Genomic DNA, 20823 nt, shown 5'->3' with positions numbered 1-20823 from the left:
TCCTTCACGAGGGAAAAATCAGGCTTGGGTGAGTCGGCCGTCGATGCGACGCCACAACTGGTCGGGGTTGCCGTCGGCGATGGCAGCGGGGAGCAGCGAGCTCGGAACATCCTGGTAGGCAACGGGTCGCAGGAAGCGTTCGATCGCCAGCGAACCCACGGACGTGGTGCGCGAGTCGGACGTCGCGGGGTGCGGACCACCGTGCACCATCGCGTGACCGACCTCGACCCCGGTGGGCCAGCCGTTGAACAGGATTCGCCCGGCCTTGAGCTCGAGGACGGGCAGCAGGCGGCCTGCCTCGTCGAGATCGGCGTCGTCGACGTGGACGGTCGCGGTCAGCTGGCCTTCCAGCTTCGCCGCCACGGCGCGCACCTGCTCGGCGTCGCGGCAGCGGACGATCAGACTGGACGAGCCGAACACCTCCTGCTGCAACACCTCCGAGCCCAGGAACGTGTCGGCGGCGGCGCTGAACAGCGCCGCCCGGCCGGTGTTGGGCGCGTCGGATTCGGTGCCGCGGGCCTCCACGGTCGCAGCTCCGCTGAGCGCGGTGACGCCGTCGGCGTAGCAGCCGGCGATGTTCGGGGTGAGCATCGGGGTGGGCGTGCTCTCGGCGACCGCGGCGCGCGCGGACTCGACGAACGAGGTGAGGCCGGGACCGTCGACCGCGATGACGAGACCGGGGTTGGTGCAGAACTGTCCGGAACCGAGGGTCAGCGACCCGACGAAGGCGCGACCGAGTTCGGCGCCGCGGGTGGTGAGCGCGTTCTCGAGGAGGAACACCGGGTTGATCGAACTCATCTCCGCGTACACCGGGATCGGTTCCGGGCGACCCGCGGCGGCTGCGACCAGAGCGGTTCCGCCGGAACGGGATCCGGTGAAGCCGACGGCCTTGATGCGCGGATCCGTGACCAGCGCGGTGCCGAGCCCGCGGCCCGAGCCGAACAGCAGGGAGAACGTCCCCGCAGGCATGCCGGTGCTCGCGACGGCGTCGGCGATGGCGCGGCCGACGAGTTCGGACGTGCCGGGGTGCGCGTCGTGGGCCTTCACGACGACGGGGCAGCCCGCCGCCAGCGCCGACGCGGTGTCGCCGCCGGCGACGGAGAACGCGAGGGGGAAGTTGCTGGCGCCGAACACCGCGACCGGTCCGAGCGGGACCTTCCGCTGGCGGATGTCGGCACGCGGCAACGGGGTGCGGTCGGGCAGCGCAGGATCGATGCGGGCACCGTTCCAGCCGCCGTCGCGCAGGACGCCGGCGAACAGCCGCAGCTGTCCGGAGGTGCGGCCCACCTCGCCGGTGACGCGGCCCTGGGGGAGTCCGGATTCGGCGCACACCCGGGCGATCAGCGTCTCGCCGAGCGCCTCGATGTTGTCGGCGATCGTCTCGAGGAACCGGGCGCGCTCCTCGGACGTCGTGGCGCGGTACGGCGCGAACGCCTCGGCGGCGGCGGCGCAGGCCGCGTCGACGTCCCGGTCGTCACCGTGCGCGAAGCCGGGCTCGAGCTGGTGGCCGGTGGCGGGGTCGATGCCGTGGATGGTCGTGCCGGAACCCTGGACGGGGTTGCCCGCGATGATCATCTGTCCGGTCACGTCGGTCCGGTTCACCGTTGCTGTCATGATGCGATCCTCGAATTCTCGTCTGCGTTTCGTATGGTCCGGTGACGGGTCATTTGGTGGCCAGGGTGTCGTCGGACGCCACCTCTGCGACGTTCGCGACTTCGTCGATGTCTTCCTTGTCGCGCCGGAAGTACGTCACCGCCGCGGCGGCGGCCAGGGCGAAGAGCGACAGCACGATCAGGCCCATCGTCACCGTGCCGGTCTGCTCCTTGATGACACCGAAGCCGAACGGGGCCACGAAGCCACCCAGGTTGCCGAGCGAGTTGATGATCGCGATCGCCGGTGCCAGCACCATCGGATGGAGCGTGCGCTGCGGAATCGACCAGAACAGCGGGCTCGCGCTCTTGAACCCCATCGTCGCGACGCACAGCAGCGGCAGGGCCAGCCAGGGCGTGACGAACGCGGCGGCCATCGTGCCGATACCACCGATGAGCAGCGCGGCGACGAGGTACGGCTTGTGCCGTCCGGTGCGGTCGGCGGAGCGGTTGGAGAAGTACATCGCGAAGATCGCGCAGATCCACGGGAGCGAGGACAGCAGCCCGACGGTGACGTCGGTGGTGCCCGGGATGCGGCGGATGATCGACGGCAGCCAGAACGTGTTGGCGTAGATCGCCATGGTGATCGCGAAGAAGATGCCGCAGCACACCAGGATCCGCGGCTGCAGGAGCAGCTTCCAGCGCGAGCCCGACTCGCCGCGCTTCGCGGACGCCTCGCTGCGCAGCACGTCCTCCTCGGCGATGACGGCCTGCAGGTCGTGCTTCTCCGGGCCGGTGAGCCACTTCGCGTCGTCGATCTTCGAGTCGAGCAGGCGGTAGGCAATGCACCCGACGACCACCGACAGCAGGCCCTCGAGGGCGAACATCCACTGCCAGCCGTGGTGCCCGCCGAGTCCGTCGAGGGACAGCAGCGGTCCGGACATCGGTCCCGAGATGGCGGCCGCGATCGACGAACCGGCGATGAACAGGGCGGTGGCGCGGCTGCGGTGGTTGTTCGGCAGCCAGCGGGTGAAGTAGAAGATGATGGCCGGGAAGAAGCCGGCCTCGGCGACACCGAGCAGGAACCGCAGGGCGTAGAACATCTCGGGGCCGTTGACGAACGCCATGGCCGCGGACACCAGGCCCCACGAGATCATGATGCGGGTCAGCCACACCTTGGCGCCGAACTTCTCCATCAGCACGTTCGACGGCAGTTCGAAGATCGCGTAGGCGATGAAGAAGACACCCGCGCCGAATCCGTACGCCGCGGCGCCGATGCCCACATCTGCTTCGAGGTGGGTCTGGGCGTAGCCGATATTCGAGCGATTGAGCTGGTTACAGATCAACATCACGATGAACAGCGGCACGACACGGCGGAAGATCTTGGAGACCGCGCTGTCGACTGCCGGCGAGACGGCGAGGGGGAGGGTCATCGGTGACTCCTCTCTCTGGATTCGGGGGGTGACGAAGTTGGGGGACTCTGATCACGCCCCGATCCGGAAGCGTGACCTGAGTCATAGGAATCACGCTAGAGGGATGTTCGATACATGTCCAAGTCAAAGATTCTCGTTATCGATACCGAAGTTGTATCGACTCGGGTGGTGCTAGTTTCCCTACCGTGAGCGCCGGCGCAGTCACCTTCGAGTTCGTCCACACTACCCGCGAATTCTTCCCTCAACTGCAACGATGGCTCCGCGAACCGCACGTCGCGCGGTTCTGGAACCACGACACCGCGGACGCCGACATCGAGCGCGACTTCGGCGGCAGCATCGACGGCACCGAACCCTGCGAGGATTTCCTCGTGCTGCGGGGCGGCGTGCCGTTCGGCTTCATCCAGCGATACCGGATCGCCGACTATCCCGAGGACCTCGCGCTCCTCACGGCCCTCGTCGACATCCCACCGGGCAGCATCTCCATCGACTACTTCGTCGGCGACCCCGGGCGTATCGGCCGAGGGCTGGGAACGGCGATGATCCGGGCGTTCGTCGCCAAGTGCCGCTCCGACCTACCCGACGCCACCGCGATCGTCGTCCCCGTCGTCGTCCCCAACCGGGCGTCGTGGCGGGCGCTGGAGAAGGCCGGCTTCCGACGCGTCGGCGAGGGCTATCTCCCACCCGACAACCCGATCGATGACGGAAGCCACTACGTCAGCAGACTCGACCTGCTTGAATGAGAAGATGTGCAGGTGGATGGCATACTCCGGCGATCCGATCCTCGTCGAGGACCTCCTCTTCCGGCCGGTCCATTCCCTGATCGACCAGAGCTTGCACTCCCGCATGGGTGCGACCACCACGAACGGTGACGGGTTCGGCATCGGCTGGTACGGAGACGGCCCCACCCCGGCCCTGTTCAAATGCATCGAACCCGCCTGGAACGAACGCAACCTGCGGGAGATCTCCCGCCAGATCCGGACGCCGATGCTCTTCGCGCACGTGCGCGCGTCGACGGGAACTCCCGTGCAGCGCAGCAACTGTCACCCCTTCCGGCACGGCAACTGGCTGTGGATGCACAACGGCGCGCTGCGCGGATTCACCGAGATGAAGCGCGAACTGGCCCTGGCCGTCGACCCGAGTCTCTACCCGCAGATCGAAGGATCCACCGACTCCGAGACACTGTTCTTCCTCGCGCTGACGTTCGGACTCACCGACGACCCGTTCACCGCCGTCGCCCGCGCCGTCGGGTTCGTCGAGGACGTCGGCGCCCGGCACGGGGTCGAGAACCCGGTGCAGGCGACGATCGCCACCACCGACGGCGTCTCCGTCTGGGTGTTCCGGTACTCGACCGAACAGCAGACGCGCTCGCTGTTCTTCTCCACCGCGATGGACAAGGTCCGCGCCCTGCACCCCGAGGTGGAGGTACTGCGCGAACTGGGCGACGAAACCCGGTTCGTGGTGTCCGAACCGCTGCGCGACCTCGAGGGCGCGTGGCAGGAGGTGCCCGAGTCCCATGCCGGGGTCATCCGCCCCGGCGACGACGAGATCCGGCCGTTTCTGCCCGTCCCACCCGTCCGCTGAGACCGCGCCCCACTCCCCTCACCGCGTGCGGGACGCCCGGCGAGCGCGCACCGCGCTCCAGAACAACTCGAGCACAACCGCCAGCACCACGATCCCGATCATCGCCACGAACGTCTGCGGGGCGGTCAGCAGCGTCTGCACGGCGAAGACGACGAGAACGACGACGGTCAGTACGATTCCGGCGACGAGGATGCCTGCGCGGGAATCCGTTTCGTGGCGGAGCCGGTAGGCCGCGATCGACATCACGAGAAAGATCGCGAGAGCCACGGCGCTGCCGAGGGAGGCGATGGCGGTGAGATCCACCAGATTCGCCAGGAGCAGGATCAGCGCGACCGAGATGGTCAACCCGCGTGTGCCCCCGACCCAGGCTCGACTACCGAACACCGGTGGAAAGGTCCCGGATTCGGCTAGTTTGGCGGTGGAGCCGGCCGCCGCATAGACGTTGGCGTTGACCGAGGAGGAGGTGGCCAGCAGCGCCGCGAGAGCCATGATCGCGAACCCGGCGTCGCCGAGAGCGGGTTGGGCCGCAACGGCGAGGGCCGTATCGCCGTTGTCGATGACCTCCTGCACGGTCAGGGTTCCGAAGACTCCGAGAGCGATCAGCACGTACAGGAGGATCGTGATGCCCAGGGCCAGGTACATCGCACGAGGCAGGTTGCGACGCGGGTCGGGAAGGTCGCCGCCGGTGAAACTGATGACGGTGAAGCCCAGATAGGCGAAGAAGGTCAGCGCCACGCTGCCGACGATGTCCAGTGTCGGCGGGTACGTGGACGGTGCCAGCAGGCTCGGGTCGAGTTGAGCGAGTGTGACGACGACGAAGACGGCGAACACCGCGAGCAGGATCACCACGATCGCGGTCTGGACCCGGTCGATGAACTTGGTGCCCGCGATGTTGATCGCCGCCACGAGCACGACCACGCCGGAGGTGAGTATGCGACTCCACGCACCCGAATCGTCGAAGAACAGTGCGGCGCCGTAACTCCCGAACGAGACGGCCACCATGGCGGTGACGATGAGCGCCGCGAAGTAGAGCAGCCACGACGTGATTGCGGTGATGTGCCCGCGGCCGTACCCCTGGAGCAGGAATGTCACGATGCCGCCCGAGGACGGGTAGCGCGCCCCCAACTTCGCGACGGCATAGCCCTGCAAGGTGGCCACCACGCCGGCAAGGAGGAACGACAGCCACACCGCGGAGCCGGCCACGGCCCCGGCCTCCCCGAGGAGGGCGAAGATGCCGGCACCGACCATCGAGCCGACGCCGAGGAACGCGGCGCCGCGCACGGTCATGGCCTGAGCGCCCGCGGGGGCACCCTCGCCGGAGTCACGTCCGTCGAGGGGTTCACGGGCCATGTCGTCCATGTCATTCATGGTGCAACCGCCACGTCTGCGAAGGGCCGAGATCGGTCGCATCAGTCCGATGTCCAACTGGAGAACTGTGCCGGCCTCGTCCCCGTTACCAAGATGGCAATTGAATTTTACCGGAATTCTGCTGCGGTTTCGGTCCGGGCAGGCGCACAATTCGATTTGGCGGGCCTTCACGCGCCCGTGGGAGGTGGACCGTGGCGATGCGGTGCCGATCGAGCGGAGTGCCCTGAGCAACCGTCGTCATGCGGTCATGGACGCGGCGAGTTCGCAATGCGAATTCGGTTTCTTTGTCTCGAATTTCGGGTGGCAGTCGAAGATCTCCACACTCACCGGAGGGCTCGATGACATCGATCGCGCATCCGACGCCCACGCCGTTCACCGGCGAAGACTACGCCGCCCGAATGGCACGAGTCGTTCACGACGCCGTCGCCGCGGGCTTGGACGGTCTGCTCGTCACGCCGGGACCGGACCTGGTGTGGCTGACGGCGTATCGGCCGACCGCGATCACCGAACGACTCACGATTCTGGTGCTGTGCCCGGATCGGCAGCCGACCATGGTGGTGCCCGCGCTCGAACGACCCGACGCCGAAGGTGCGGACGGGACGGCTGCGGTGTCGCTCGTCGAGTGGTCCGACGGCACCGATCCGTACCAGGTGGCCGGCGCACTGCTCGACCCCACGGGTAGATACGGCGTCTCCGACTCCGCCTGGGCGATGCACCTGCTGGGCCTGCAGCGACAGCTACCGCGCTCGTCGTATGTGGCACTGACCGACGGGATGCCGATGTTGCGTGCCGTCAAGGACCCCGCCGAGCTGGCTCGGCTGTCCGCGGCCGGCGCCGCAGCCGATGCAGTGTACGAGCAGATCGTGCAGACACGTTTCGCCGGTCGGCGAGAGAACGAGGTCGCGGCAGAACTTGCCGGATTGTTGCGCCGATTCGGGCACGAGCAGGTCGATTTCACCGTCGTCGGCTCCGGACCCAACGGCGCGAATCCTCATCACGAGGCCGGTGACCGGAAGATCGAACGCGGTGACACCGTCGTCCTGGACTTCGGCGGCCTGATGTTCGGCTACGGCTCGGACACCTCCCGCACGGTCGCGGTGGGCGAGCCGGCACCCGAAGTGCAGCAGGTGCACGACATCGTCCGGCGGGCGCAGCAAGCGGGCGTCGAGGCCGTCCGACCCGGGATCAGCTGCCAGCAGATCGATCGGGTGGCGCGGTCGGTGATCAGCGACGCCGGCTTCGGCGAGCAGTTCATTCACCGCACCGGACACGGGATCGGGGTCACCACCCACGAGCCGCCGTACATCGTCGAGGGCGAGGAACAGCTCCTCGTCCCCGGCATGTGTTTTTCGATCGAACCGGGCATCTACCTCGCGGGCAGGTTCGGGATCCGCATCGAAGACATCGTCACCGTCACCGAAGACGGCGGACGCCGCCTGAACAACACCAGCCACGACCTGCGGGTTGTCGACTAGGAGGGCAGTGGGATGACACGCAGCAGCGAGGCCGGGAACGCCGACCGCCGGTTCCGGGACAGGTGGATGTCATGAGTGCACCGGACATACCCTCCGACCAGCCGCCCGCTCAGGCCGAGGCCCGCACCCGCGGTCCGGCGGGGTCGTGGATTTCCTGGCTCGCCCTGGCGTTGATGACCACCAGTTCGGTGGCGAGCCTGCGTCCGTCGCCGACGATGGCCGTGTACGGCCTGGCGTGCGTGTTCCTGTACCTCATCCCCGCTCTGGTGTTCCTGCTACCGACATCGCTGGTGTCGGCCGAGCTGGCATCGGGATGGGAAGGCGGCGTCTACAATTGGGTCTCCCGCGGGATCTCCAAGCCGATGGGATTCCTGGCGGTGTGGTGCCAGTTCGCCATGACGATCTTCTACTATCCGAGTCTGCTCGGGTACGTCGCAAGCACGCTCGCCTACGTCATCAATCCGGCCCTCGCGAGCAACGGAGTGTGGACCGCGATAGTCATCATGGTGACCTACTGGTCCGGGGTCTACATCTCCTCGCGCGGAACGAAGGGTGTGGCAGGTCTTTCCAGCGCCGGCCTGATCATCGGCACCCTGGTGCCCGGTGCACTGCTGGTGATTCTGGGAACGGTCTTCCTGGGCCAGGGCAATGCCTCCGCCGCACCGATGACCGCCGACCACCTGCTGCCTGCGTGGGCCGGCCTGGCAAGCCTCGTGTTGATCGTCAACAACTTCCTCTCCTACTCCGGCATGGAGATGAATGCGGTGCACGTGTCGTCCCTGCGGAACCCGGGCAAGGAATTCCCTCGCGCGATGTTCCTGTCCATGGGCCTGGTCCTGGCGATCTTCATCCTGCCCGCGTTGGCGATCAGCTGGGTGGTACCGGCCGAACAGCTGTCCCTGACCGCCGGGGTGATGCAGGCATTCGACGCGGTCTTCGCGGAGTTCGGCTGGCAATGGCTCACACCGGTGATCGGAATCATGCTGGTGGCGGCGTCGCTCGGTGGCATGTTGACCTGGCTCGCCGGCCCGTCCAAGGGCTTGGTGCTCATCTCCCGGCAGGAAGGCTACCTGCCGCCGTTCCTGCAGCGGGTCAACAAGCACGGCGTGCAGCAGAACATTCTGGTCACGCAGGGCCTGGTCACCACAGTGATCGCCCTGCTCTACGCGTTCATCCCCGACGTGTCGAGCGCGTACTGGATCTTCTCGGTGATCACCACGCAGGTGTACCTGATCATGTACCTGCTGATGTTCGTCGCCGCGGTTCAGCTGCGCCGCAAGGCCCCCGACCACCCGCGTGGATACCGGGCACCGATGCTGGTCGGATTGTGCGGGGTCGGGTTCGCCGCCTCACTCGCCGCTCTCCTCATCGGCTTCATCCCGCCGTCGCAGTTCAGTTCCGGCAATGCCGGCGTGTACGTCCTGATCGTCGCCGCGGGAGCACTCGGCCTCGGCCTGCTCGTGCCCTATCTGTTCTACAGGGCCCGGAAGCCCTCGTGGAAGCAACCCGAGGAGAGCGAGTCATGACCACCGCGAAGGAAGCCTCGAGCCGACGCGACCGCATGATCATCTACGGTCTCGTCACCTTCATCATCGTGATCCTCACGATCATCGCCCTGCTCCTCTTCCCCTATGTCTCGTCGAACCGGGAAGCCGACGACAAGGCGGATCAGCTCATCGCGGCCCTCGACCAGGCCGGTGCCCGGACACCGTCGCACGACCAGATCGTCGGGGTGCTAGGGGACGACGGCGGGGCGATCTGCGCCAACCCGAACGCTCCCCTGGCCCGGGCCACGCTGCTGTCCCAGATGGCCAACGGAGCAGGCGGGCCTGGAACCCGGCCCGTCGTCGTGGACGAACGGGTGGTGAAGGGGGAACTGTTGGTCATCCAGATCTACTGCCCCGACAAACTTCCCGAATTCCAGCAGTTCGTCGGCGACCTCGAGACCAGCGACGTGGCGGGTGAGTGAGCGATGAACCTGAGAGAACGCATCAGCGACCTGATGCCGCAGGCGCGAGAAGAACTGACCGAACTCGTCGCCATGCAATCGGTGGCCGACCCCCGCCGGTACCCTCCCGAAGAATGCCACCGTGCGGCCGAATGGGTGCGAGCGAAATTCGCGCAGCACGGCTTCACCGACGCCCGTCTGGAAGAAACGTCCGACGGCAGCCACGCCGTGGTCGGGTCACGCCCTTCCCCGAACCCGCACGCCCCCACCGTGCTGCTCTACGCCCACTACGACGTCCAACCCCCGCTCGACGACACCGCCTGGGAAACACCACCATTCCAGCTCACCGAGCGGAACGGACGCTGGTACGGACGCGGCACCGCCGACTGCAAAGGCAACATCCTCGTCCACCTGACGGCGCTGCGAGCCCTCGGAGCCGAACTCCCCGTGCACCTGAAACTCGTCGTCGAGGGGTCGGAGGAGCAGGGCACCGGCGGTCTTGAAGGCTTCGTCCGCGAAAATGCCGATCTCCTGCGCGCCGACGCGATTCTCGTGTGCGACACCGGTAACGCCGATGTGGGCCTGCCGGCCGCCACCGTCAGCCTGCGGGGACTGGTCAACGTCGTCGTCACCGTCGAAGCACTCACCTCAGATCTGCACTCCGGCATGTTCGGTGGCGCCGCCCCGGACGCCCTCGCCGCGTTGATCGCGATGCTGGCAACGCTGCGAGACGCCAAGGGCAACACCACCGTCAACGGTGTGGACAACACCCAGACCTGGACCGGAGAACTCTACCCGCCGGAACAGTTCCGCACCGACGCCGGAATGCTCGACACCGAATCGTTTCTCGGCGACGGCACCGTCTCCGACATGCTCTGGGCGCGTCCGGCGCTGACCGTCCTCGGCATCGACTGCCCGCCGGTGGTCGGATCGGCGGCCGCGATCGCACCGCGGGCACGCGCCCGCCTGAACCTGCGGATACCGCCCGGGCTCGAACCCGCGCAGGCACAGCGAGCGCTGATCAACCATCTGCACTCCGCGGCGCCGTGGGGGGTGGCCGTCGACGTCGAGGTCGAGGCCTCGGGGGCGCCGTACCGGACCCGCACCGACGGACCTGCCTACCGGGCCCTCGGTTCGGCCATGGAGGAGGCCTACGGCCGGCCCATGGTCATGCTGGGACAGGGCGGCTCCATTCCGCTGTGCAACGTCCTCGCCGACACGTACCCGGACGCCGAGATCATCTTGATGGGCGTCGAGGAACCCCGGGCACTGATCCATGCCCCCAACGAAAGTGTCGACCCCTCGGAGATCGCGGCGATGTCGCTGGTCGAAGCCCGGTTCCTGCAGAACTACGCGAGTATCCGCTCATGACGTCCGCGGCGGGTCCGGCCCGCACCTCACCGCAACTGGGCGCGGCGGTCCTCCTCGTCACCGTCGGGGTGCTCGAGATCCTGCAGGGCCTCTCCGCCGTGTCCAAGGACGAGGTGCTCGTCGTCGAGGCCGGATACACGTACGAATTCGACGTCACCTCGTGGGGGTGGACCCACATCGTGCTCGGGGCGCTGGTCGCCGCGGCGGGTGTCGCTCTGCTCGCCGGGGTGACGTGGGCCCGCGGCGCCGCCTTCGTGATCTGCGGTCTGTCGATCGTCGTCAACTTCCTGTGGCTGCCGTACTACCCGATGTGGGCGATCACCCTCATCGCGCTCGACGCGGTCGTGATCTGGGCTGTGGCGGCCTGGCATCCCACTAGGGTCTGACGTCCGCGTGCTCGGCTCGCCATCTGCTCGGGCTGACCCCGAACCGGCCGCGGAACCACCGTGAGAAGTTGCTCGGCGCCGAGAACGCCAGCATGTCCGCGATCTCGGTGAGGTTCAGCCGCGGATTCGCGACCATCCGTTCGGCGAGTTCGGTGCGGGTGCCGTCGAGGACGGTGGAGAACGACTCTCCACTCTCGGCGAGACGGCGGTGCACGGTTCTCCGGTCGACCCCCAGGCTGCGGGCCACCTGCTCGACGGAACAGCGGCCGGTGGGAAGCAGCAGTTCGATCAACTCGCGGACCCGGCTCACGATCGTCACGTCGTCCGACGGCTCCCACGATTCGAGCAGTTGCTGGGTATAGGGGCGGAGCAGCGGATCGGACATCTTGTTCGGCGCGTTCAGGTCGCCGGCCTCGAGGACGATGCCCGCGAACTCGTGGTCGAACTTCATCGCAGGCCCGAACAACCGGCGGTGCGTCGCGGCGTCGGCCGGGGCCGGGTGCGGGAAGCAGACGGCGAGCGGTTTCCAGCCGCCGCCGAGGAAGCCCCGCAGGAGCCGGTGCAGCACCCCCACCGCCAGTTCCACCGACTGCCGGATGTCGGTGGCCTCCCCCACATCGAGTTCGATTCGCAGAGTCACCAGCCCGCCGCGCTCCGACATCCGGGTCCGCAACGCTTCGTTGTACGTGTGGTCGTAGCGGGTGAGGACACGCAGGGCGCTGCGGACGTCGGGTTCCTCGCGGACGACGAGGCTGAGCGGTCCGAGGTTGGAGAACTGCCTGCGTTCGGCGAGGCGAACCCCGAAATCCGCGTATCCGGATCTGTCCGCCGACTGCTCGAGCAGTCGCGCGATCGCTGCGGCGGGTATCCAGCGGTCCTGCAGACCGAGCCCGGACGGGTCGAGGCCGGCGGCGCGCAGCAGCGGTGCCGGCTCGAGTCCGAGCGACCGGCACAGTTCCACGTACCCGTTCAATGATGCGTAACGCGCGAGAGGTTTCATATCCCGTCCCTGCCCTCTCCCGACACCTGGCCGTGTCCCGAAATGATAGGCGTCCTGTCCCGTCAGGATAAGCATACGACCGGACGCGGCCCTACTGTTAGGTGCATCACAGAGAGACGGCGCGGAGAGCTACCCCACGGCACCGGATCACCCCGGCCCGCCCCGCGAGCAGTTCCGCAGCGGTACCGCGCCGATCATCACGTCGAAGAGGAGAAATACTGTGGCACAGGCTGTTCGGTTCTACGAGCACGGCGCACCCGAGGTCATGCAGTGGGAGTCCGTCGAGGTCGGAGAACCCGGCCCGCACGGGGTCCGGATCCGCCACGAGGCGGTCGGCCTGAACTTCGCCGACACCTACTTCCGCACCGGCCTCTACCCGGCCGAACTGCCCGCGGGCATGGGCGTCGAGGGCGCCGGTGTGGTCGAGGCGGTCGGAACCGGAGTGACCCACGTGCAGGTCGGCGACCGCGTCACCTACACGGGCAGTCCGCTCGGCGCGTACAGCACCGAACGCGTGATGCCTGCCGCCCCGCTCATTCCGCTGCCGTCCGCGATCGGCTTCGACACGGCCGCCGCGATGACGATGCGCGGGCTCACGTCGGCCTACCTGCTGCGCCGCATCGCCCCGCTGAAGGCCGGCGACACCGTGCTGCTCCACGCGGCCGCCGGTGGCGTCGGACTCATCTTCACCCAGTGGGCGAAGCTGCTGGGCGTCAACGTGATCGGCACGGTCTCCACCGACGAGAAGGCCGCGATCGCCCGCGCCCACGGCTGCGAGCACGTGATCGTCTACACCCGCGAGAACGTCGCCGAGCGGGTCCGCGAGATCACCGACGGCGCCGGCGTTCCCGTCGTCTACGACAGCATCGGCCAGTCCACCTTCGAGACTTCGCTCGACTGCCTGTCCCGGCGGGGACTGCTCGTGTGCTTCGGCACGGCGTCGGGACCGATTCCGCCGATCAACGCGATGCAGTTGGCCGTCAAGGGTTCGCTGTTCGTCACCCGGCCCGCGCTCGCCGACTACATCGCGGACCCGGCGGAGCGCGCCGAACTCGCCGGTGAACTGTTCGGCCACGTCGAGGCGGGCCGGATCCGCATCGAGATCAACCAGAGCTACGGACTCGAGGACGCCGTCCAGGCGCACCGCGACCTCGAATCCGGCACCAGCATCGGCTCCTCGGTGTTCCGGCTCTGAGCCTGGCCACCCTTCACCACGACGGAGACACCATCATGAACGACACCGCGCAACTGACGTATTCGCCCGAGCGGCACGCGATCCTCTCCCCCTCCGGTTCGTTCCGGCTGACACCGATGACCTGCTCTCTCGGCGCCGAGTTGTTCGACGTGAACCTCGGCGACGTCTCTCGCGACGACGCCCTGTTCGCCGAACTCCGGGAACTGCTGCTCGAGTACAAGGTTCTGTTCTTCCGCGACCAGGACATGAGCCGGGCGGAGCACGTGGCGCTCGCCGAGCGCTTCGGCCCGCTCGAGGATCATCCCGTCGCGGGCAGCGACCCCGAGTATCCCGGGCTGGTGCGGATCTACAAGGACCTCGACAGCCCGGCCGAGCACTACGAGAACGCCTTCCACTGCGACGCCACCTGGCGTGACAACCCGCCCATGGGGTGTGTGCTCCGGGCCGTCGAGACGCCGCCGGTCGGTGGCGACACCATCTGGGTGAACATGGCCCTGGCCTACGAGAAACTCCCCGACCGGGTGAAGGAGCAGATCGACGGACTGCGCGCCCGGCACAGCATCGAGGCCTCGTTCGGCGCGGCCCAGACGCTGGAGCAGCGGCACGCCCTGCACGATCGCTTCCCCGACGCCGAGCACCCCGTGGTGCGCACGCACCCGGACACCGGCGAAAAGATCCTGTTCGTCAATTCCTTCGCAACCCACTTCGTCAATTACCACACCCCGGACAACATCCGGTACGGCATCGACTACGCGCCCGGCAGCAGCAACCTGCTCAACTACCTGATCAGCCAGGCCTCGATCCCCGAGTACCAGGTGCGGTGGCGGTGGACCCCGAACAGTGTTGCGATCTGGGACAACCGGTCCACACAGCACTACGCCGTCCAGGACTACTGGCCCGCCGTCCGCAAGATGGAACGCGCCGGAATCGTCGGCGACCGGCCCTTCTGAATTTCTCACTTCCCCTAGTCATCAATTCCGATTTCGAAACGGAGAACACCCATGCATTTCCACGACGACGCCCTCTTCCCCGAAAACCAGGAGAAGCTGGTCATCACGTGTGCCCCGTACGGTCCGGAGTGGGAGCCGGACGACTTCCGCGAGGACCTGCCGCTGACGATGGACGAGCACGTGCAGAAGGCGGTGGACTGCTACGAGGCCGGCGCCACCGTGCTGCACATCCACGTCCGTGAACTCGACGGCAAGGGCTCCAAGCGGCTGTCGAAGTTCAACGAACTGCTCGCCGGACTGCGGCAGGCGGTGCCGGAGATGATCCTGCAGGTCGGCGGTTCCATCTCGTTCGCCCCCGAGGGTGAGGGCGCGGACGCGAAGTGGCTCTCCGACGACACCCGGCACATGCTCGCCGACCTCGATCCGGCACCGGATCAGGTGACGATCGCGATCAACACCTCGCAGATGAACATCATGGAGTTGATGACCGCCGACGACATCGCGGGCACCTCGATGCAGCGGCCCGAGCTGGCCGAGGCGTACCGGGAGATGACGGTCCCGGCCGGTCCGGCGTGGGTGGAGGAGCATCTGCGTCGTCTGCAGGCGGCCGGGATCCAGCCGCATTTCCAGCTGTCGAGCATCCCGCAGCTCGAGACGGTGGAGCGGTTGATCCGTCGTGGGGTGTACACCGGTCCGCTGAATTTGACCTGGGTCGGTATCGGTGGCGGCTTCGACGGCCCGAACCCGTACAACATCATGAATTTCGTGCAGCGGGTGCCGGACGGTGCGTGCCTGACCCTCGAGACGTTGATGCGCAGTGTGCTGCCGGTCAACGCGATGGCGATCGCGATGGGTCTGCATCCGCGGTGCGGCAACGAGGACACGATCTGGGGTCGCAAGGGCGAGAAGATGACGTCGGTCGCGCAGGTCGAGCAGTTGGTCCGGGTGGCCGGGGAGCTGGGCCGGGAGGTGGCCACCGGTAAGGAGGCCCGCGACATCTACCGGATCGGTCAGACCTACGCCGACGCCGACGAGACCCTCGCCAAGCTCGGTTACGCCCCGAACCGCCGTCCCGGCCAGGTCGGCTTCACCCAGCACGCCTGAGTTCCCGCACCTGAGGGGATTTCGTCACGAACGGGGAGGGAGCCGGAGAATTCGCTGCTCCTGCCGAGCACGCCCGGCTCCCTCCCCACACCCTTTACCAATCCTGTCGGCCATAGGAGGCCTCATGGGACCGAACACCACCACCGCCCCGGACACTATCGGCGCGACCGCTGCGCCGGCCCGGCGGTCGCGGGTATACCCCTGGATCGTCTTCGCGCTCACCTTCGGACTGCTGCTGTCGGACTACATGTCCCGGCAGGTTCTCAGCGCCGTCTTCCCGCTCCTCAAAACCGAATGGGCGCTGTCCGATTCACAGCTGGCGTCGCTCAGCAGCATCGTCGCACTCATGGTCGGCCTGCTGACCCTCCCGCTGTCGCTACTGGCCGACCGGTGGGGCCGGGTCAAGAGCCTGCTTCTCATGGCCGTCCTGTGGAGCGCCGCCACGCTGCTGTGTGCGCTCGCCACCAACTACGAGCAGATGCTCGGCGCCAGATTCCTCGTCGGTGTCGGCGAAGCCGCCTACGGCAGTGTCGGCATCGCAGTGGTGCTCAGCGTGTTCGCCCCGCGCGTGCACTCCGCGCTCAGCGGCGCCTTCATGGGCGGCGGATCGTTCGGTTCCGTGATCGGTGTCGCCCTCGGCGGCGTCATCGCCGTCAACCTCGGCTGGCGCTGGTCGTTCGCCGCGATGGCCGTCTTCGGCCTCATCCTCGTCGCCCTGTTCCGTGCCCTCGTATCCGAACGGAAACTGACGGACGCCGCCGTCCTCGACGACCCCGCCGACACACCCACCGGTTTCCGGGCACCGCTCTCGAGCCTCTTCTCCACACCCGCCGTCGTGCTGGCGTACATCGGTGGCGGTCTGCAGATGTTCACCGCGGGCGTCCTGCTGGCGTGGCTGCCGAGCTTCTTCAACCGGTCGTACGGCCTCGCCCCCGACAAGGCCGGCGCAATGGCGTCGATCTTCGTCCTCGCCGTCGGCAGCGGCATGGTGGTGTGCGGCATCATCACCGACCGTGTGAGCCGGGACGATCCCACCAAGAAATGGACCACGGCCGTCGTGTACGGCGTGCTCTCGCTCGTGTTCCTCGGAGCCGGTTTCCAGATGCCGTCCGGTTCCACCCAGCTGATCCTGATCGGCATCGGCGCCTTCTTCTCCGCCGGCTCGTCCGGTCCGATCGCCGCGATGGTCGCGAACCTCACCCACTCCTCGGTGCGTGCCTCGGCCTTCGGCACCCTCACACTCGCCAACAACCTTCTCGGACTGGCACTCGGCCCGTTCGTCGTCGGACTGCTCGCCGACCGCTTCGGCCTCGTCACCGCCCTGCAGATCGCGCCCCTGATCTACGTCGTCGCGATCGTCGCCCTGATTCTCGGCAAACGTGCCTACCCGGCCGGACGCCGCAAGCTCGCCGCCCTTACCGCCATCTCTTAGGAAACTGGAGCCGACCGTGACCACCTCCACCGAACCGACCGTGGTGATCGTGCCCGGACTGCGCGATCACGTCGCCGACCACTGGCAGACGTTGCTCGCCGAGCGACTCGACAACGTGCGGACGGTGCCGCCGCTCGAGCGGGACAAGCTCAGTCTCGCCGCGCGGATCGCCGCCCTCGACACCGTTCTCACCGACATCGACGGTCCGGTGGTGCTCGTCGCGCACAGCGCGGGCGTGGCGATCACGGTGCACTGGGCCCAGCAGGCGTCCCGTCCCGTTCAGGGCGCCCTGCTGGCCACCCCACCGGACTTCGAGGAGCCGCTGCCCGCGGGCTACCCCGCACGCGGGGACCTCGACGCGAACGGCTGGAACCCCGTCCCCCGGCGCCGGCTCCCGTTCCCCAGCATCGTGGCGGCGAGCACCGACGACCCGCTGGCCCGGTTCCGTCGGGTCGCCGGGATGGCCGAATCGTGGGGCAGCAAGCTCGTCGACCTCGGCGCCGTCGGTCACCTCAACCCGGCCGCCGGCTACGGGTACTGGCCGTACGCCGAAGAGCTGCTCCGCGAGCTGATCAACTCGACCGCCGCCACCGCCGCGTCGTTCGCGTAGCGCGACGGCACTGTTCCCCCGACGAGAAAGTTCACCGTGCTCAACCTCTCCGTACTTCTCGAAGACTCGGCCCGCCGATTCCCCGACCGCGTCGCCCTGGTGCTCGGTGACCAGCGGATGACCTACGCCGACCTCGACGCCCAGTCGAACCGGGTCGCGAACCTGCTGGTGTCGGCGGGCATCGAACCCGGCGACACGATCGCGCTGTCGTGCCCCAACATTCCGCAGTTCCCCGTCGTCTACTACGGCATCCTCAAGGCGGGCGCGGTGGTCGTGCCGCTCAACGTTCTGCTCAAGGATCGTGAGATCGCGTATCACCTCGACGATTCCGATGCCAAGGCCTACTTCTGCTACGAGGGCACCCCCGAACTGCCGATGGGCGAGTACGGACTGTCCGGCTTCGCGCAGAGTCCCCGCTGCCGCGCCCTGTTCCGCATCACCACCGACCCGGCCGCCCCCGCCATGATCGACGGCGTCGGGACGCTCGCCGACGCCCTCGCGCGGCACGACAGCAACTTCGACGCCGTGGTCCGCGAACCCGGGGACACCGCCGTCATCCTGTACACGAGCGGCACCACCGGAAAACCCAAGGGCGCCGAACTCACCCACGCCAACATGGCGCTGAACGCGCTGACCGCCAACCGGCTGTTCGACAGCACACCCTCGACCCACGACCGGTATCTGGTGACGCTGCCGCTGTTCCACTCCTTCGGCCAGACCGTCACCCTCAACGCAGGCATCTCGGTGGGCGCGACCCTCGTGCTGCTGCCCCGGTTCGAGGCCCGGGCCGCACTCGACCTCATCGAACGGGAGGACATCACCGTCTTCGCGGGTGTGCCCACCATGTACTGGGGTCTGCTCGGCGCCCTCGACGAACATCCCGTCGACATCGACCGCATCGCCCGGAACATGCGCCGTGCCATCTCCGGCGGCGCCGCGCTGCCGGTGGAGATCCTCACCCGGTTCGCCGACCGGTTCGGGGTGCAGATCCTCGAGGGCTACGGGCTGTCCGAGACGTCGCCACTCGCGACGTTCAGCGATCCCGCTCTCGAACCCCGGCCCGGATCGATCGGCGTTCCCGTCTGGGGCATCCAGGCGCGTCTCGTCGACAAGGAGTGGAACACCGTCACCGGGACCGATCAGATCGGTGAGATCGCGCTGCGCGGTCACAACATCATGAAGGGCTACTACAACCGCCCCGAGGCCACCGCGGAAGTGCTGCGCGACGGCTGGTTCCGCACCGGCGACCTCGCGCGGGTCGACGAGGACGGCTTCTACTACATCGTCGACCGCGCCAAGGACCTCATCGTGCGCGGCGGTTTCAACGTCTATCCCCGCGAGATCGAGGACGTCCTCATCGGGCACGACGCCGTCTCCCTCGCCGCCGTCGTCGGTGTCCCCGACGACAGCCACGGCGAGGAGGTCAAGGCCTACGTCATCCTCGAACCGGGCGCACAGATCACCCCCGGCGAGCTGATCGCCTGGTCCAAGCAGCAGATGGCGAGCTACAAATACCCTCGCACCGTCGAATTCGTCGACTCCCTGCCGATGACCGCCACCGGCAAGATCCTCAAACGCGAACTCGGCCGCACGCCGGCCGCGCTCTGACTCACTCCGCACTCTGACATCTCAGAGCACACTTCCATCGAAAGCTCCGCCCATGAGTACGTCGTCCCCCACTCCGACGACCCCCGACGAGCTGACCGCTCCCCTCGACCTCCTCCTCACCCGCGGAACCCGCGGCGTCGCCGCCCGCATGCTCCCCGACAGCTCCTGGAGCCGGTTCGGCATCAGCCTCGCCGGCAGGCCCCGCACGGTCGCCCTGCGCGGCGGCGCCCTCGTCCGTGAACTCGGTGCGATCGTCGCCGGCACGTCCGACCGGGCTCCCGCCAAGGCGGACAAGCGTTTCGGCGATGCCGCGTGGCAGCAGAATCCCGCCCTGCGGCGGGCCATGCAGGCGTATCTCGCCACCTCCCACACCGCCACTGCCCTGCTCGAGGACGCCGACCTGGACTGGCGCGATCACGAACGGATGCGGTTCGTCTTCGACAACCTGGTCGAAGGTCTGTCGCCGACCAACAATCCGTTCCTCAGCCCGCTCGGGTGGAAGGCCATGGTGGACACCGGCGGACTCAGTGCGGTACGCGGCGTCCGGGCCTTCCTCCGCGACATGCAGTCGAGTCCGCGGGTGCCTGCCATGGTCGAACCCGACGCGTTCGAGGTCGGGGAGCACGTGGCGGCGACGAAGGGTGCCGTGGTCTTCCAGACCCGCACGTTCGAGCTGATCCACTATGCGCCGCAGACGGAGACGGTCCACGCCACACCGCTGCTGATCGTCCCGCCCGTCATCAACAAGTACTACATCCTCGACATCGCACCGGGCCGCAGCCTGATCGAGCACCTCGTGCAGCAGGGACAGCAGGTCTTCGCGATCTCCTGGCGCAACCCCCACGCCCGGCACCGGGACTGGGGTGCCGACACGTACGGTGCCGCGATCCTGGAAGCTCTCGACGCGGTGCAGTGCATCGCCGGAACCACGAGCGCGCACGTCCTCGGCACCTGCTCGGGCGGCATTCTCGCCGCCATGGTCGCCGCACACCTCACCGAGATCGGCGAGGGCGACCGTATCGCCGGCCTCACCCTGGCCGTGACCGTTCTCGATCAGACCCGCGCCGGAACGGCGTCGGCCATGATGAGCGAGCGTGCCGCTGCCGCGGCGATCCGGGACTCGGCCGCGAAGGGATTCCTCGACGGTCGCACGCTCGCGGAGATGTTCGCATGGCTGCGTCCCACCGATCTGGTCTGGCGGTATTGGGTCAACAACTACGTGCAGGGCCGGTCTCCGGCCGCGTTCGACGTGCTGTTCTGGAACTCGGACACCACCCGCATGGCGGCGGCACTGCACCGCGACCTCGTGCTGCTCGGCCTGCGCAACGCGCTGACGATCCCCGGTGCCGCCACCATGCTCGGCACGCCCGTCGACCTCGGCACGGTGACCGCGGATTCGTACGTGGTCGGCGGGTCCGCCGACCACCTCTGCCCGTGGCAGTCGACGTACCGCAGCGCTCGCCTCCTCGGCAGCAAGGACGCCCGGTTCGTGCTGTCGTCGAACGGACACATCGCCTCACTCGTGAACCCGCCGGGCAACCCGCGGGCGTCGTACCGGTTCGGCGAACCGGCCTCCGACACGCCGGACGCGTGGCTCGCCACCGCGGAGACTGCGACGGACTCGTGGTGGACCGATTACGCGCACTGGCTCGCCGAACGCAGCGGACCCGACGTCGACGCACCGCACAGCCTCGGTGCCCGGCAGTACCCGCCGCTGGCGCCCGCCCCCGGCACCTATGTGCACCACTCCTGACCCGCTCGTCACCGACAGAG

The 20823-nt window shown here is 67.8% G+C and carries 18 protein-coding genes; 14 read left to right on the top strand and 4 right to left on the bottom strand.

Annotated elements, in window-relative coordinates; translation table 11 throughout:
- Positions 1-18: 18 nt before the first annotated feature.
- Together JWS14_RS20360 and JWS14_RS20355 are read right to left on the bottom strand one after the other, a co-directional pair.
- Entirely contained in the window at positions 19-1614 is a 1596-nt protein-coding gene (locus JWS14_RS20360; RefSeq protein WP_206014187.1) for an aldehyde dehydrogenase (NADP(+)), read from the bottom strand.
- 49 nt (positions 1615-1663) lie between these two features.
- Entirely contained in the window at positions 1664-3022 is a 1359-nt protein-coding gene (locus JWS14_RS20355; RefSeq protein ID WP_072943777.1) for an MFS transporter, read from the bottom strand.
- Between the two features lie 185 nt (positions 3023-3207).
- Here JWS14_RS20355 and JWS14_RS20350 point away from each other — a divergent pair, with 185 nt between their 5' ends.
- Entirely contained in the window at positions 3208-3762 is a 555-nt protein-coding gene (locus JWS14_RS20350; RefSeq protein ID WP_206014186.1) for a GNAT family N-acetyltransferase, read from the top strand.
- Positions 3763-3778: 16 nt separating this feature from the next.
- On the top strand, positions 3779-4603 hold the full coding sequence (locus JWS14_RS20345; protein WP_095865504.1) for a class II glutamine amidotransferase: 825 nt from the start codon (positions 3779-3781) through the stop codon (positions 4601-4603).
- A gap of 18 nt (positions 4604-4621) precedes the next feature.
- On the opposite strand, the gene JWS14_RS20340 is transcribed toward JWS14_RS20345, so the two are convergent.
- A complete protein-coding gene (locus JWS14_RS20340; protein ID WP_095865503.1) occupies positions 4622-5971 on the bottom strand; it encodes an APC family permease in 1350 nt (449 codons plus the stop codon).
- A gap of 338 nt (positions 5972-6309) precedes the next feature.
- Here JWS14_RS20340 and JWS14_RS20335 point away from each other — a divergent pair, with 338 nt between their 5' ends.
- From JWS14_RS20335 to JWS14_RS20315, 5 genes are all read left to right on the top strand, one after another.
- Entirely contained in the window at positions 6310-7446 is a 1137-nt protein-coding gene (locus JWS14_RS20335) for a M24 family metallopeptidase (protein WP_206014185.1), read from the top strand.
- A 71-nt stretch (positions 7447-7517) separates the two neighbouring features.
- Positions 7518-8972 (top strand): glutamate/gamma-aminobutyrate antiporter GadC, encoded by a 1455-nt coding sequence (gene gadC, locus JWS14_RS20330; RefSeq protein WP_095865502.1) that lies wholly within the window; start codon positions 7518-7520, stop codon positions 8970-8972.
- Positions 8969-9415, top strand: a complete 447-nt coding sequence (locus JWS14_RS20325) for a hypothetical protein (protein ID WP_072943786.1) — start codon at positions 8969-8971, stop codon at positions 9413-9415. The genes gadC and JWS14_RS20325 overlap by 4 nt, the downstream gene beginning before the upstream one ends.
- 3 nt (positions 9416-9418) lie before the next feature.
- Positions 9419-10765, top strand: coding sequence for a dipeptidase (locus JWS14_RS20320; RefSeq protein ID WP_206014184.1), 1347 nt, complete (start codon positions 9419-9421; stop codon positions 10763-10765).
- Positions 10762-11151, top strand: a complete 390-nt coding sequence (locus JWS14_RS20315) for a DUF7144 family membrane protein (RefSeq protein WP_072943790.1) — start codon at positions 10762-10764, stop codon at positions 11149-11151. The genes JWS14_RS20320 and JWS14_RS20315 overlap by 4 nt, the downstream gene beginning before the upstream one ends.
- Here JWS14_RS20315 and JWS14_RS20310 read toward each other — a convergent pair.
- Positions 11141-12151 carry an AraC family transcriptional regulator gene (locus tag JWS14_RS20310; protein WP_072943791.1) on the bottom strand — a complete coding sequence of 337 codons (1011 nt, stop codon included), beginning with the start codon at positions 12149-12151 and terminating at the stop codon, positions 11141-11143. The genes JWS14_RS20315 and JWS14_RS20310 overlap by 11 nt on opposite strands.
- Positions 12152-12371: 220 nt before the next feature.
- On the opposite strand from JWS14_RS20310, the gene JWS14_RS20305 reads away from it, so the two are divergent.
- The 7 genes from JWS14_RS20305 (at position 12372) to JWS14_RS20275 (ending at position 20803) form a co-directional block, all read left to right on the top strand.
- A complete protein-coding gene (locus JWS14_RS20305; protein ID WP_095865500.1) occupies positions 12372-13346 on the top strand; it encodes a quinone oxidoreductase family protein in 975 nt (324 codons plus the stop codon).
- A gap of 35 nt (positions 13347-13381) precedes the next feature.
- Positions 13382-14296: a TauD/TfdA dioxygenase family protein gene (locus JWS14_RS20300; protein ID WP_206014183.1), complete on the top strand. Its 915-nt coding sequence runs from the start codon at positions 13382-13384 to the stop codon at positions 14294-14296.
- A 51-nt stretch (positions 14297-14347) separates the two neighbouring features.
- The gene (locus JWS14_RS20295; RefSeq protein WP_072943797.1) at positions 14348-15400 is read left to right on the top strand and encodes a beta-keto acid cleavage family enzyme; all 1053 of its coding nucleotides are present in this window, start codon (positions 14348-14350) and stop codon (positions 15398-15400) included.
- A gap of 124 nt (positions 15401-15524) precedes the next feature.
- The gene (locus JWS14_RS20290; RefSeq protein WP_206014182.1) at positions 15525-16832 is read left to right on the top strand and encodes an MFS transporter; all 1308 of its coding nucleotides are present in this window, start codon (positions 15525-15527) and stop codon (positions 16830-16832) included.
- A gap of 16 nt (positions 16833-16848) precedes the next feature.
- On the top strand, positions 16849-17442 hold the full coding sequence (locus JWS14_RS20285; protein WP_072943801.1) for an RBBP9/YdeN family alpha/beta hydrolase: 594 nt from the start codon (positions 16849-16851) through the stop codon (positions 17440-17442).
- A 36-nt stretch (positions 17443-17478) separates the two neighbouring features.
- Complete coding sequence (locus JWS14_RS20280) at positions 17479-19050, top strand: long-chain-fatty-acid--CoA ligase (RefSeq protein ID WP_206014181.1); 1572 nt, start codon at positions 17479-17481, stop codon at positions 19048-19050.
- Between the two features lie 52 nt (positions 19051-19102).
- Complete coding sequence (locus tag JWS14_RS20275) at positions 19103-20803, top strand: PHA/PHB synthase family protein (RefSeq protein WP_206014180.1); 1701 nt, start codon at positions 19103-19105, stop codon at positions 20801-20803.
- Positions 20804-20823 lie beyond the last annotated feature (20 nt).

Origin of the sequence: Rhodococcus koreensis, from assembly GCF_017068375.1 — a bacterium.
Lineage (GTDB): Bacteria > Actinomycetota > Actinomycetes > Mycobacteriales > Mycobacteriaceae > Rhodococcus_F > Rhodococcus_F koreensis.
This window is presented reverse-complemented; position numbering and strand designations above follow the sequence as displayed.

Bases quoted from the DNA above. Each gene is read 5' to 3' on its own strand.
- JWS14_RS20300 (WP_206014183.1), top strand. From the start codon at position 13,382: ATGAACGACACCGCGCAACTGACGTATTCGCCCGAGCGGCACGCGATC.
- JWS14_RS20335 (WP_206014185.1), top strand. From the start codon at position 6,310: ATGACATCGATCGCGCATCCGACGCCCACGCCGTTCACCGGCGAAGAC.
- JWS14_RS20360 (WP_206014187.1), bottom strand. From the start codon at position 1,614: ATGACAGCAACGGTGAACCGGACCGACGTGACCGGACAGATGATCATC.
- JWS14_RS20310 (WP_072943791.1), bottom strand. From the start codon at position 12,151: ATGAAACCTCTCGCGCGTTACGCATCATTGAACGGGTACGTGGAACTG.
- gadC (WP_095865502.1), top strand. From the start codon at position 7,518: ATGAGTGCACCGGACATACCCTCCGACCAGCCGCCCGCTCAGGCCGAG.
- JWS14_RS20340 (WP_095865503.1), bottom strand. From the start codon at position 5,971: ATGAATGACATGGACGACATGGCCCGTGAACCCCTCGACGGACGTGAC.
- JWS14_RS20325 (WP_072943786.1), top strand. From the start codon at position 8,969: ATGACCACCGCGAAGGAAGCCTCGAGCCGACGCGACCGCATGATCATC.
- JWS14_RS20315 (WP_072943790.1), top strand. From the start codon at position 10,762: ATGACGTCCGCGGCGGGTCCGGCCCGCACCTCACCGCAACTGGGCGCG.
- JWS14_RS20345 (WP_095865504.1), top strand. From the start codon at position 3,779: ATGGCATACTCCGGCGATCCGATCCTCGTCGAGGACCTCCTCTTCCGG.
- JWS14_RS20355 (WP_072943777.1), bottom strand. From the start codon at position 3,022: ATGACCCTCCCCCTCGCCGTCTCGCCGGCAGTCGACAGCGCGGTCTCC.
- JWS14_RS20295 (WP_072943797.1), top strand. From the start codon at position 14,348: ATGCATTTCCACGACGACGCCCTCTTCCCCGAAAACCAGGAGAAGCTG.
- JWS14_RS20320 (WP_206014184.1), top strand. From the start codon at position 9,419: ATGAACCTGAGAGAACGCATCAGCGACCTGATGCCGCAGGCGCGAGAA.
- JWS14_RS20290 (WP_206014182.1), top strand. From the start codon at position 15,525: ATGGGACCGAACACCACCACCGCCCCGGACACTATCGGCGCGACCGCT.
- JWS14_RS20275 (WP_206014180.1), top strand. From the start codon at position 19,103: ATGAGTACGTCGTCCCCCACTCCGACGACCCCCGACGAGCTGACCGCT.